The sequence below is a fragment of the Olsenella sp. CU969 genome, assembly GCF_905219715.1.
Classification (GTDB): Bacteria; Actinomycetota; Coriobacteriia; order Coriobacteriales; family Atopobiaceae; genus Granulimonas; species Granulimonas faecalis.
Window position 1 is genome coordinate 30796 of record NZ_CAJMXC010000009.1, and the last position, 11919, is coordinate 42714.

Genomic DNA, 11919 nt, shown 5'->3' on the forward strand with positions numbered 1-11919 from the left:
TTTGTCCCACCACCCGGGACTCTCGGTGTCGCACGGCCTGGACGACGGCCCCCTCCCGCATGGTGTCGCGGGAGGGGGCCGTCATAAGTCACGCAACATGCGAAGTGACAGATGGGCCAGGCACCTCTGTCACACGGACGGCACTGCGTGACGGGGTGCTACTCCGCGAGCTCCCAGGAGGCGTCGCTCTGGGCCCGGTTGGGCGCCACGTAGGCCTCCTTGATGCGCTTGGAGCCGAGCTTCCGCAGGGTCGAGAAGGTCAGCGGCGCGTAGGGCACATCCTCGGCCACGACGGCGTTGGCCTGGACCGTGTCGGCGTNGCCGCCGTCGGCGTTGTAGAGGAACGACAGCTCGGGCNTNCCATCCGGGTAGTACTGGGNCACGAGCTCCTTGGCCTTGTCGGGGTCGTACCGCGCGTAGGCCCACTGGCCCTGCCTGTAGCCCCNGCACGCCGGCGGCACGAGGTTGTCGGCCACGGCGGCGGAGCCCTGGAGCACCGTGTTCACGATGTCGTCGCGGTTGATGGCCTGGCGCAGGTGCGCGTCCTGNAGCGCCGGNTCCTTGAGGTTGAACACCAGGTACGACACGGCGGGCATGGTGCCCATGAGGAGCTGGTGGCCCGGGGTGATGGTGTAGCCGTCCTCGGAGAGGCCGTACTCCTTCTCGATGTTGGAGATCTCGGCCGTGGGGACGTCGCAGTAGTCAACGTTGCCGCCTTGGAACTCGCGGTAGCCCGTGGAGACGTCCTTCTGGATCATGATGTGGAGCCTGCCCACCTTGGGCCTCTCCTCGCCGGTGTAGCCGTCGTAGGCGGCGAGGTTGACGTACTGGCCGTCCACCCAGTCGCCGTCGATATTATAGGCGCCGTTGCCGATAGGCGAGTGGAAGAACGTGCTCNGGTCGTCGAGGGCCGCCTGGGGCACCGGCGCGGCCTGCATGAGGGTGCACATCATCGGGAACTCGAAGAACGGCTCGTCGAGGGTCACCTGGAAGGTGTACTCGTCGGGGCATGAGACGCCGGAGAGGGAGTCGGCCTTGCCGTCGAGAACATCCTGGTAGCCCTTGACCGCNGCGAGCGCGCCGGCCACGGCGCTGGGGCTGTCCATGGTCTTGGGGTTCACGAGGCGGTTTCAGCCGCGCTGGAAGGCGGCGGCGTCGACNTTNGNNCCGTNGTGGAACGTGGCGCCCTGGCGGATCCTGAAGGTGAAGACGGTGCCGTCGCCGTTGGCCGAGACGGACTCGGCGGCACAGGGCACGACCTCGTCCTTCTTGAAGTCATAGGTCATGAGCGGGTCGAAGACCTGANGGCACACGGAGATGTCNGTGTCGTNCTGCACGTTGTAGGGGTCGATGCACGAGAGGCCCACCACCGAGAGCGAGAGCGTGCCGTCGGACTGGCCGTCGGAGCTGGAGCCGCCGTCGGACGCCCCCTCCGACTTGCAGGCGGCCAGGCCGAGGGCGGCGGCCAGCGCGGTGCCGCCGACGAACGCGCGGCGGGTGATCCCATGAGTCGTCTTCATACATGCTCCCAAGGTTCGAAGGGTGCCTACACTTCTGGCGTCGTACCCTGGGATAGGAGTCGTTAATCTTACGATAATATAACGTCATGAATATACAAACCAACGGACACTCCGCACCTGAACGTGAATGAGGGCGACCTTCGGCGCCGTTCTACGCCGAAAGTCGCCCTCGGATGCGTTCAGGTGCACAGAATCAGCCCCCAACCGCGTTCAGGTGCCGAGAGGGTCGCCCCTATCCGTGTTCAGGTGCGGCGGGGAGGTGCGCGGAGGGGGGTGCGACGAGGAGGGGTGGGAAAGCCCCGCTAGGCGCGGTCCTCACGCCACGCGGGGACCGCCCGGCGCACGACCCACCAGCAGGCGCCCGCCACGAGCAGGGCCACGACGGCCAGCTTGAGCACGTCGGAGGCCCAGGCCACGGAGCCGGCCACATTGTGCCAGGCGTCGCCCGCCGCCGCACCCAGGCCGCAGAGCACGGTGTTCCACAGGAGGGACCCCGCCAGCGTGTAGAGCGTGAAGCGTCCAACGCCCATGCGGGCGGTGCCGGCCGGGATGGAGATGAGGCTGCGCACGCCGGGCACGCAGCGACAGAGCAGGACGGAGAGCTGCCCACGGGTCTCGAACCACCCCACGACGCGCTCGACGTCGGCCCCGGTGAACCCGAGCAGGCGCATGGGTCTCGTCTCGAAGAACGCCACGAGACGCTCGCGGCTGATGACGCGGCCGATGCCGTAGAGGATGAACGCGCCGAGCACCGAGCCCGCCGTGGCGGCCACGATCGCACCGGGGAGGGTGAGGTGGCTTGTGGTGGTGAGAAAGCCGGACAGCGGCAGGATGACCTCGCTCGGGATGGGCGGGAACACGTTCTCGATGAGGATGAGGGCACCGACGGCCAGGTAGCCGAACTGGTCGATGAACGCCTCCATGGGCTGCTCTCCTTATAAGGTGGGCGCGGCGGCCCGTAGACGGTGGCCACCCNTCCTACCCCNGCAGGGACCGCCTTACAGCCTGAACACAATCTGTCTCACGTCCCACCACATGGATGAAAACGGCGGACCCCCGGACCCCCCCCCGGCGTCTAGCGGGCCTGGGCCACGCGGCGGGCTACGGCGGCGGTGCGGCCGCCGTAGCTGAAGAAGGCGACGAGTGACTTGCCCATGGGTGTTCCTCTCATCGGGTTCCAAGGGGATGGGCGAACGGCCCCACGAGCTCGTGGGCGGTGTAGGGCCCCTCGAGCCGCTCCATGTCGTCGGCCGTGAGCTCGAGGGCGAGGGTGGCACAGGCGTCGTCCACCCGCGAGGGCCTGGAGCAGCCCACGATGGGGCTCTCCACGCCGCGGGCCCACAGCCACGCCAGGGCCACCTGGGCCATGGGGACGCCGTGCTCGGCAGCCACCTCGGCCACCCGCTCCACGATGGGCAGGTCCCGGGCCTTGGCGGCGTCGTACTTGCCGCGCATGGTGGCGTCGGTCTCGCTGCGCACGGAGCGGGTGTCCCAGGTGGGGCGCGTCAGGTGGCCGGACGCCAGCGGGCTGTAGGGCGTGAGCGCCATGNCGTGCTGCCNGCACACGGGGATGAGCTCGCGCTCGTCCTCACGGTAGAGCAGGTTGTAGTGGCACTGCATGGAGGCGAAGCGGGTCCAGCCGTGGGCGTCGGCCACGTGCTGCAGGTTCTGGAGCTGGTAGGCGTACATCTCGCTCGCCCCCCAGGGCCCGCACCTTGCCGGAGCGGACCAGGGCGTCGAGCGCCCCCATGGTCTCCTCGGGGTCGGTGCCGTAGTCGTAGCGATGGATGATGTAGAGGTCCAGGTAGTCGGTGCCCAGGCGCGAGAGCGTCCCGTCGACCTCGCGCTCGATGGCCGCCGCCGAGAGGTTGCCCTCGTTGAAGTAGACCTTGGACGCAAGCACCACCCGGGAGCGGTCGACGCCGAGGTCGCGTAGGGCGCGGCCGATGTGCTCCTCGGACGTGCCGGAGGAGTGACAGTTGGCGGTGTCGATGAAGTTGATGCCATCGTCCAAGACCCTGGCCACCACGGAGCGAGTGTCGCCGGGGCCGAGGGTCCACCGGTGGAACCGGGGGCTCGGCTCGCCGAAGCTCATGNCGCCNAGGCGGACCTTCGAGACCTCGATGCCGCTCCATCCGAGTTTGGCGTACTCCATGGCATTCCTTCCCTTTTCTCGCGCGTGCGACGGCTCAACCGTCGTCCNGGCCGCCGGCCGCCATCTCCTCGTGGATGCGGCGCCACCCGGCACGGTGTTCCTCGGGCACGGCCTCCTCGCCGAGGGACCGAAGGGCGGCCTCGTCGGCACCGGCCAGAAGCTCGTCGTAGTACCAGCAATAGCCAAGAAATAATGCACTAATGGCTGTGTTTTTTGGCACATCTTGCATACTCCTATAAAATTGATAAACTGATAATGAGCACGGTGTGCGCCATTCGCCGNAACCATCCCTGAAACGCGGGGAGCGCCCCTATGGGTAAGGGGCACACGACCACCGAAGGGAGCACCGTGAAGAGCAGCCCCGCCACAACCCCAGACCCAGCGCGTGCACAGGGAGGGCTGCAGGGCAAAAGGCTCTCGCTCGTCTTTGGAACCCTGCTTCTGGCCATGGCCGTGAGCTCGCTCTCCGAGACCATCGCCGCCACGGCGCTGCCCACCATCGTGGGCGACCTCGGCGGCGTGGANGCNATNCAGTGGGTGACCACCACCTACATCCTGGCCACCACCGTGACCATGCCCATCTACGGCAAGCTGGGCGACGTCGTGGGGCGCAAGCGGCTCCTCATGGGATGCCTCGCCCTCTACGCCGCGGGCAAGGCCGTGTGCGGGCTCACGCCCAACATGGGGTTCCTCATCGTGGGCCGGCTCGTCTCGGGCCTGGGCGGGGGCGGCCTCATCATCCTGTCCCAGGCCTCCCTGGCCGACATCATCCCGCCGCGGCGCCTCGGCACCTTCATGGGCGTCATGGGGTCCACGTTCACGGCGTGCCGTGTGGTGGGACCGCTCCTGGGCGGGTGGTTCGTGGAGGTCACCGGTTGGCGCTGNANCTTCTGGTTCACCGTCCCGCTTGCCCTCGCGGCGCTGGCCGGTCTTTGGAGGTTCCTCCCCCGCGATGCGGCCGACCGGAAGACGCACCCCGACTACGCCGGCATGGTCTCACTGGCGGCCGCCGTCTGCAGCCTGGTGCTGGCCCTGTCGTGGGGCGGCAACCGTTTTGCCTGGGACAGCTGGCAGGTGGTGGGACTCCTCTGCATGGCCGTGGCATCGGCGGGCTGCCTCGTGGCAGCCGAACGCCGGGCCGCGAGCCCGGTCATGCCCCTGGGGCTGTTCCGCGACCGCAACTTCGTGCTCACCTCGGCCGNNGGCTTCCTCATCAACATCGGCCTCATGGGCGCCGTGTCGTACCTGCCCCCGTACTTCCAGATNNTCGACCGCATGTCGCCCGAGGCGGCCGGCCTCATGTGCGTGCCCATGTCCGTCGGCAGNCTCGTGGCCTCCACCTCCACCGGCATGCTGGCCTCCAAGACCGGTCGGTACCGCTGGATGCCCGTGGCCNTGTGCGCCGTGTGTGCCGCAGGGTTCGGCCTGATGGCCACCATGGCGCCGGGCACCCCCGTGTGGCAGACGGTGGCGATACTGCTCACCGTGGGCNGCGGCTTCGGCCTGGGACTGCAGATCCTCACGCTGATCGTGCAGAACGAGTTCCCGCACTCCATGGTGGGCACCGCCACGGCCGCCAACAGCCTGTTCAGGCAGGTGGGCTCCACCGTGGGCGCCTCGCTCGTGGGGTNGCTGTTCACCGCGCGCCTGGTGGCGGACGTGGCCGACAGGCTCCCGCCCGCCGACAACGTCTCGCTCTCCTCGATCACGCCGTCGTTCGTGGACGGGTTATCCGGCCCGGTGCAGGCCGCGGTGGCCCAGGGCTACTCCGAGGCGCTCGTGCCGCTGTTCGCGTACTTCGTGCCGCTGTGCCTGGCCGGCCTGGTGCTGGCCCTGTTCATCAGGCAGAAGCCGTTGGCCACGACGATCGACCACGGGGCAGCGGGGAAGTAGCGGCGCACGGCGGGGCCGGGCCCAGCTGCGGGGCGTGACAGCGGTGCCTGGCCCATCTGTCACTTCTCCTATTTCTTTCCTTATGGTTNCCAGCCATGCCGATGAGGGCTCCGGCATGGGTTTTGGGCAGCCGCTTCCGAAAAACCCATGCCGCAGGGGGCCTTGGCATGGGTTCTGGGGCCTCTCGGCAGGAAAAACCATGCCAAAAGGACCTTCGGCATGACATGGCGCCCCGTCGGGGGCGTGACGCCCCGGGCACCCGGCCGACGAGCAAAAGTGGGACAGAAGTGCCCGACCATTGGGACAAAAGTGTCCGGGTGGTGGGACAGGGGCCGGGCCTAGAGGCCCAGCTGCAGCACGTGGACCTCCTCGGTGAGCTCGGCCGCCTGGCCGTGGGAGAGGTCGCCCGAGGCCACAAGCCCGTCGATGCGGTCCAGCTCGAGCCTGAGCCCCTCGGCCGTCATGGCCCGCGCCAGGTGCCGGGCCTCCGCGAGAGAGGCGCCCTGCTCGGCGGCCAGGTGTTCCAGGTCGCGGCGCGGCCGGGGACCCGGCGGCACTGGGGACGCGCCGGNGCCGGGCCCCTCCACNAGCGCGTTNTACACGGCCCAGTGGTCCGAGAGCAGCAGCNGCGCTGCCAGGGAGCGCTCCGGGGACGGNTCGCGTGCCGCCTCGCTGAGGTACCCGATGGCGGCCTCCTGGGAGGCGCGGGCCAGCACCGGCAGCGTGCGCTCGAAGGCGCCGTCCGACCCGCGGCCGCGGACCTCGTCGGCCAGGGAGCGCGCGAGGGCGCGGAGGGCCGAGGGCCGGCGCCGGCGCACCCGGGTGGCCGAGGGGTCGCCGCGGCCCAGGCGCGCCACCATGGAGAAGAGCTCGGAGAGCTGCGCGTCGTAGCGCTCCACGGCCGCCGGGCTCAGGGCCGGGTCCCCGGCCAGTGCGGCCACGGCGGCGCGTTGGCGGTCGAGGGTCTCCAGGCGCAGGCACACGAGGGCGTGCGGGTCGACCGTGCGGTTGCGGGCGCGGGCGATTCGGTCGCCGTACCCCGAGAGCACNAAGCGGCGCGCGGCCCGGGAGGCGGCGGTGTCCCGCGGGCGGCGCGACAGCTCGCGCACCACGGGCTCCAGCACGGCCAGGCGGGCCTCGTCGAGGGCACGCGCCTCNCCGTCGGCGTCCTCGGGCGAGGGCGCCACGAGCGGCATGGCGAAGTTGGCCAGCAGCAGCGTGGCCACGATGACGAACGAGGCGATGAACACGAGGACGTTTCGCTCGGGGAAGGGGTCGCCGGCCGCCGTGAGNTAGGGCAGCGTGAGGATGACCGAGAGCGTGATGGCGCCCTTGGGNCCGGCGAGGNTGAGCAGGGCCGCCGAGCGGAGCGCTCCCCCCGCCGTGGCCGCGCCCCTCTCGGCGGCGCCCGCGCAGGCGGCGCCGGACCGCGAGAGGGACCGGGCNCGCACNAGCTCCATGGCCAGGGTCCANCCCAGGCGCACGGCCACCACGACGAGGCAGACGGCGACGGCGCTCGCAAGCAGCGTGCCGTTGGAGATGGCGGGCGAGCGCCACGACGGCAGGAGGGCGCGGGGCAGCTCCATGCCCAGGATCACGAAGACGACGCCGTTGATGATGAAGGCGACGAACTCCCACACGTTGGAGGAGACCAGGCGCATACGGGCCCGGGCCGGCGNGCGGCGCTCNGGCATGGCGNCCATGACGATGCCGGCCGCCACCACGGCGAGGATCCCGAAGACGCCGAGCTCGCCGGCCACGAGGTAGACGAGGAACGGCGTGAGCACCTCGAACGCCACGTGGGCCGTCGTGCTCTCGAGGCCGGTGGACCCAAGGGCCCGCAGCACGAGCGCGCCGGCGAGGCCCATGAGGGCGCCCACGGCCAGGCCGCCGGCGAACGTGACCGCAAAGGCCACCGACACCTCGGCCGCCGAGAAAGACCCGGTCACCGCGGCTGCGACGGCAAACTGGAACGTGACCACGCCCGANGCGTCGTTGAAGAGCGACTCCGCCGNCAGGATGGCGTCCTGGCNNTTGGTGACTGCCACGTCGCGGGAGAGNGCGTAGACGGCCGCGGCGTCGGTGGGGGCCACAGCGCCGCCGAGGGCGATGGCGGCGGCCANGGGNACGGTGGGCAGCNCGGCGTGGAGCGCGACGCCCACCGCGAGCGCCGTGGCCACGACGAGCCCCAGGGAGAGCGAGGCGATGGGCCTCCAGTGCCGTGCCATGGAGGCGAGGGGCACGTGGCGGCTCTCGTCGAAGAGCAGCGGGGCGATGAAGAGAACGAGGAAGAGCTCGGGGTCCACCTGCACGAGGGCCACCGACCCCAGCGGGAGCGAGATGGCCAGGCCGATGGCCACCTGCACGAGGGGCAGCGAGACGCGGGGGACGAACTGCTCGAGCACCGCGGAGACGAGCACCGACACGAGCAGCACGAGGGCGATATGGAACAGGGCCACGGGCGGGTCCTCCCATCGGGGGGCGGTCTGGTCTGGAAGGCGGCCCTTTCAGTCTCGCACAGCCGCTCCCCCGCCCGCTCTGTCACGGTTTGACGAACCCTCGGGGCGGGTGCCGGCGGTTGCCCTAGGCTTGTGGGCCGAGAGGGTAGACGAGAGGAGGGCCATGGGAATCGAGAGGGCACGGAGGGCCCTGGCGGCGGCCGGGCNGGAGGACCGGGNCATGGAGTTCGACACNTCGAGCGCCACGGTGGAGCTNGCGGCCGAGGCCGTGGGGTGCGAGCCGGCGCGCATCGCCAAGACGCTGTCGTTCGCCGTGGGCGACCGGGTGGCCCTCGTGGTCTGCGCCGGCGACGCGCGCATCGCCAACCCCCGGTTCAAAGCGGAGTTNCGCACCAAGGCCAAGATGCTGGGCCGCGACGAGGCCGAGGAGCGCATCGGCCACGGCGTGGGCGGCGTGTGCCCGTTCGGCGTGGAGCCCGGCTGCGACGTGTACCTCGACGAGAGCCTGCGGCGGTTCGACACCGTGTACCCCGCCGCCGGCAACGCCGCCAGCGCCGTGCGCCTGTCGTGCGAGGAGCCCGAGAGGGCCTGCGACGGCGCCCGGTGGGTGGACGTCTGCAAGGGGTGGTAGCGGGGCCTCGCCACCTGGAGTCCTGCGTCGACCCGGATGGTGGGGGCGGCTGAAGGGCGCACCCCGGGAGCCGAGCCAAAGGCCCTACAGCACCTGCTCCATGCAGGTCTTCATCGGCGCCATGCCTAGGGTCTCGTAGAAGGCGCGGGCTCCGGGGTTGCACTCCCACACGTTGAGCGTCACGTTGAAAAAGCCCCGCTGTCTGGCCCACGCCACCGCGTGCCCGTAGAGGGCGCGCCCCACCCCACGGCCGCGGACGCCCTCGTCCACACAGAGGTCGTCGATGTAGAGCGTGGTGGCGTCGCGGCGGATGGGGTCGCCCTCCACGGTCCGCACATCGCAGAGGCAGTAGCCCGCCACACGCCCGTCGAGCACCGCCACGAAGACGGGTCGGCCGTCGTCCTCCAGGATGGCGGCGAGCTCGTCGGCTCCGTACTTGGTGCCCAGGCGGAACAGGTCGGGCCTGCCCTCGGCGTGCACCCGGTTCACCTGCGCCAACAGGTCGAGCATGGCACCTATGTCCTGGCGCCCCGCGTCGCGTACCTCCATGCCCCCCTCTCCTCCCGACCCCTGCCGGGCCTCCCGGTCCCTTGGATTATGGCCCTCGGCACCGCTCCCCGCCACCGGCCCGCGCCGTCCTTTGAGATCCCCCTTGACAGCTCCCCACTGTACCCATACTGTACATATCGTGTATACACAGTAAGGCAACCCGAGGAGCGATTTGGACATCATCCTCTCGAACTCCAGCGACCTGCCCATCTACGAGCAGATCGCGGCCCAGCTGGAGCGGGCCATCCTCAACGGCGAGCTCGCCGCCGGGGAGCGCCTGCCCTCCATCCGCTCGCTGGCCAACGACTTGCGGGTGAGCGTCATCACCACCAAGCGCGCCTACACGGAGCTCGAGCACCGCGGCTTCATCGACACGGTGCAGGGCAAGGGCAGCTTCGTCTCGGGCGGCAGCGCCGAGCTCCTCCAGGAGGGGCGCCTGCGCCGCGTGGAGCACCTGCTCGCCCGGGCCGTGGACGAGGCCGCCGCCACCGGTGTGCCGCTCGCGGAGCTGCCGGCCATGCTCGACCTTCTCATCCAAGACGTCCGGGAGGGCTGACCCCTCCCGCCCGAAAGGAGCCCGACCCGCCATGAAACCCCTGGTGCAGGTCTCCGACCTCTGCAAGTCGTACCGAGACTTCGCCCTCGAGGGCGTGTCCCTCACGGTGGAGCCCGGCTGCGTCTGCGGCCTCGTGGGGCCCAACGGCGCCGGCAAGTCCACCCTCATCAAGTGCCTGCTGGGCCTTGTGACCCCCAACGGCGGCAGCGTGGAGGTGCTGGGCGAGCCCGTGCCCTGGGCACCCTCCCTTGCCCGCGACCTCAAGGCCCGCGTGGGAGTGGTGTTCGACACGATCCCGCTGCCCCGCGCCCTGCGCGTCTCAGCGGTCGGAGGCGTGGGAAAGGCCGCCTACCCCGAGTGGGACGACGACCGGTTTCGCTCCCTCTGCCAAGACTACGGTCTTGGCCCCACTAAGTCGGTTGGCGAGCTGTCCCGCGGCATGGGCATGCGTCTCTCGCTGGCTTTCGCCCTGGCGCACGACCCCGATCTGCTCATCCTCGACGAGGCAACCGCCGGCTTGGACCCCATGGCCCGAGACGAGGTGCTCGACGACCTGCGAGCCTTCATGGCACAAGACGAGCGCCGTGGCGTCCTTATGGCCACCCACATCACGACCGACCTCGAGAAGGCCGCCGACGAGGTCGTGTGCCTGGACGGAGGCCGGGTGGCGTTCGACCTGGCCAAGGAGGACATCACGGATACCGCGGGCGTCGTGCGGTGCACGGCGGAGCAGTTCGAGCGCCTGCGGGCGGCCGGCGTCGAGGGGCTGCGCTGGGAGCGGCGCCCCTACGAGACCGTGGTGATGGCGCCCGACNGCCGGGCCCTGGCCGCGGCCTGCCCGGNCCTCGCCGTGGGCCGGGCCACCATCGAGGAGTACATGACGCTCGCCGTCAAGGGCGAGAGGGAGGCGTGACATGCGAACCGTGATCATCTCGGACATCCTCACCATGAGAAAGCCCCTCGCACAGCTCGCGCTCATCGGCGTGTTCATCGCGCTGTTCACCGGGAGCGTGGCGATCGCGGGGTTCTTCCCGCTCCTCTTCATGACAAGCCTGTTCACCGTCGACGAGCAGAACGGGTGGGAGCGCTTCCGCCTCACGCTGCCCGTGACGCGGAGCCAGGTGGTGCGCGGCAGGTACCTGACCGTGCTGGTCTCGTGCGCCGTCTCGGTCCTCGCGGCGGTGGCGCTCGCGGTGCCGCTCTCCTGGCTCGCCGAGACGGGGCTCCCCGTGGCGACGGTGCTCCCGACGGAGGGGCCCGGCATCGGGGAGCTGCTCNNCACCACCTCCGTGGCCTCTGCCGCCGCCGCCCTGGCCATCCTGCTCCTGGCGTCGCTCTCTATGCCGGTCTACCTGCGCTACGGCGCCACCAAGGCGTCGCGCTTGGCCCCGGCGGTCGTGATCCTGGCGTTCTGCCTCGCCATGGCCACCCTCGAGCAGGTGGGCGTGCTCGCCCAGTGGGGGCCGCACGTGGACGCGTGGCTGGAAGGGCTGGCCGCCAGCGGCCAGGGGGCGCCCCTCGCCGTCCTCGCGGCAGTGGCGGTGCTGGCCGTCTACGCCGTNTCCTCGCANGTGTCGTGCGCCATCTACGAGAGGCGGCAGTTCTAGCGCCAAACACGGGAGACACACGGCGCCCCCGGCCGCTCGTCCAACGGGCGGCCGGGGGCGCCGGCGGCGGTTTGGGACAAAAGTGCCCGACCATTGGGACAAAAGTGTCCGGGTGGTGGGACAGCGGGTCCTACAGCGTCACCCCGTCCTTCCAGATGGCGACCTCCGCCGCACCCCGGCGCTCCGCCGAGGTCCTGCGTCCGCTGGCGCAGGCCAGCACGGCGTCGAAGTCCACCCAGCCGGGCTTGGCCGCGGCCAGGGCCTCGTCGAAGGTCTCCCGGCTGTCGCAGCGGCCGAGCAGGAAGTCCTCGGCGCCGAACATCTCGGGCACCTCGCAGAGCACCGACGTGCCGCCCTCGGCCGCCACGCGGTCGCTCACGCGGCCGATGACCGGGTTGGCCGTGATGCCCGAGAGGCCGTCGGAACCGCCGCACTTGAGGCCCACCACGATCCCATCGGCGAGGGCCGCACCGGCAGCGAGCGCGTCGGGACCCGCCCTCAGCCGCGTTCAGGTGCAGAGGAGGGGGGGGTGCGGAGGAGGGGCAGTGG

General features: G+C 70.5%; 12 protein-coding genes. 5 read left to right on the forward strand and 7 right to left on the reverse strand.

What is annotated here, in order from left to right:
- Positions 1–158: 158 nt before the first annotated feature.
- The 4 genes from JX283_RS02055 to JX283_RS02070 form a co-directional block, all read right to left on the reverse strand.
- The gene (locus JX283_RS02055; protein WP_204829118.1) at positions 159–1121 is read right to left on the reverse strand and encodes an ABC transporter substrate-binding protein; all 963 of its coding nucleotides are present in this window, start codon (positions 1119–1121) and stop codon (positions 159–161) included.
- A gap of 701 nt (positions 1122–1822) precedes the next feature.
- Complete coding sequence (locus JX283_RS02060; protein WP_204407156.1) at positions 1823–2443, reverse strand: DedA family protein; 621 nt, start codon at positions 2441–2443, stop codon at positions 1823–1825.
- Between the two features lie 244 nt (positions 2444–2687).
- Positions 2688–3209 (reverse strand): aldo/keto reductase, encoded by a 522-nt coding sequence (locus JX283_RS02065; protein WP_204829119.1) that lies wholly within the window; start codon positions 3207–3209, stop codon positions 2688–2690.
- Positions 3109–3615: an aldo/keto reductase gene (locus JX283_RS02070; protein WP_204829120.1), complete on the reverse strand. Its 507-nt coding sequence runs from the start codon at positions 3613–3615 to the stop codon at positions 3109–3111. The genes JX283_RS02065 and JX283_RS02070 overlap by 101 nt, the downstream gene beginning before the upstream one ends.
- Before the next feature lie 507 nt (positions 3616–4122).
- Here JX283_RS02070 and JX283_RS02075 point away from each other — a divergent pair.
- The gene (locus JX283_RS02075) at positions 4123–5568 is read left to right on the forward strand and encodes an MFS transporter (protein WP_204829121.1); all 1446 of its coding nucleotides are present in this window, start codon (positions 4123–4125) and stop codon (positions 5566–5568) included.
- A 338-nt stretch (positions 5569–5906) separates the two neighbouring features.
- On the opposite strand, the gene JX283_RS02080 is transcribed toward JX283_RS02075, so the two are convergent.
- Positions 5907–8027 (reverse strand): sodium:proton antiporter, encoded by a 2121-nt coding sequence (locus JX283_RS02080; RefSeq protein WP_204829122.1) that lies wholly within the window; start codon positions 8025–8027, stop codon positions 5907–5909.
- A gap of 220 nt (positions 8028–8247) precedes the next feature.
- Here JX283_RS02080 and JX283_RS02085 point away from each other — a divergent pair, with 220 nt between their 5' ends.
- Positions 8248–8658, forward strand: a complete 411-nt coding sequence (locus JX283_RS02085; protein WP_239652426.1) for a YbaK/EbsC family protein — start codon at positions 8248–8250, stop codon at positions 8656–8658.
- Between the two features lie 84 nt (positions 8659–8742).
- Here JX283_RS02085 and JX283_RS02090 read toward each other — a convergent pair whose 3' ends face one another.
- Positions 8743–9207 carry a GNAT family N-acetyltransferase gene (locus JX283_RS02090; RefSeq protein WP_135978152.1) on the reverse strand — a complete coding sequence of 155 codons (465 nt, stop codon included), beginning with the start codon at positions 9205–9207 and terminating at the stop codon, positions 8743–8745.
- Positions 9208–9379: 172 nt separating this feature from the next.
- Between JX283_RS02090 and JX283_RS02095 the strand changes: the two genes are divergently transcribed.
- The 3 genes from JX283_RS02095 to JX283_RS02105 all read left to right on the forward strand — a co-directional run bounded on the left by JX283_RS02095 (position 9380) and on the right by JX283_RS02105 (position 11370).
- A complete protein-coding gene (locus tag JX283_RS02095; RefSeq protein ID WP_135978153.1) occupies positions 9380–9763 on the forward strand; it encodes a GntR family transcriptional regulator in 384 nt (127 codons plus the stop codon).
- 31 nt (positions 9764–9794) lie between these two features.
- Positions 9795–10676, forward strand: coding sequence for an ABC transporter ATP-binding protein (locus JX283_RS02100; RefSeq protein ID WP_204829124.1), 882 nt, complete (start codon positions 9795–9797; stop codon positions 10674–10676).
- Between the two features lies 1 nt (position 10677).
- Positions 10678–11370: an ABC-2 transporter permease gene (locus JX283_RS02105; RefSeq protein WP_204829125.1), complete on the forward strand. Its 693-nt coding sequence runs from the start codon at positions 10678–10680 to the stop codon at positions 11368–11370.
- A 130-nt stretch (positions 11371–11500) separates the two neighbouring features.
- On the opposite strand, the gene JX283_RS02110 is transcribed toward JX283_RS02105, so the two are convergent.
- Positions 11501–11818 (reverse strand): UxaA family hydrolase, encoded by a 318-nt coding sequence (locus JX283_RS02110; protein ID WP_305082421.1) that lies wholly within the window; start codon positions 11816–11818, stop codon positions 11501–11503.
- Between the last annotated feature and the right edge of the window lie 101 nt (positions 11819–11919).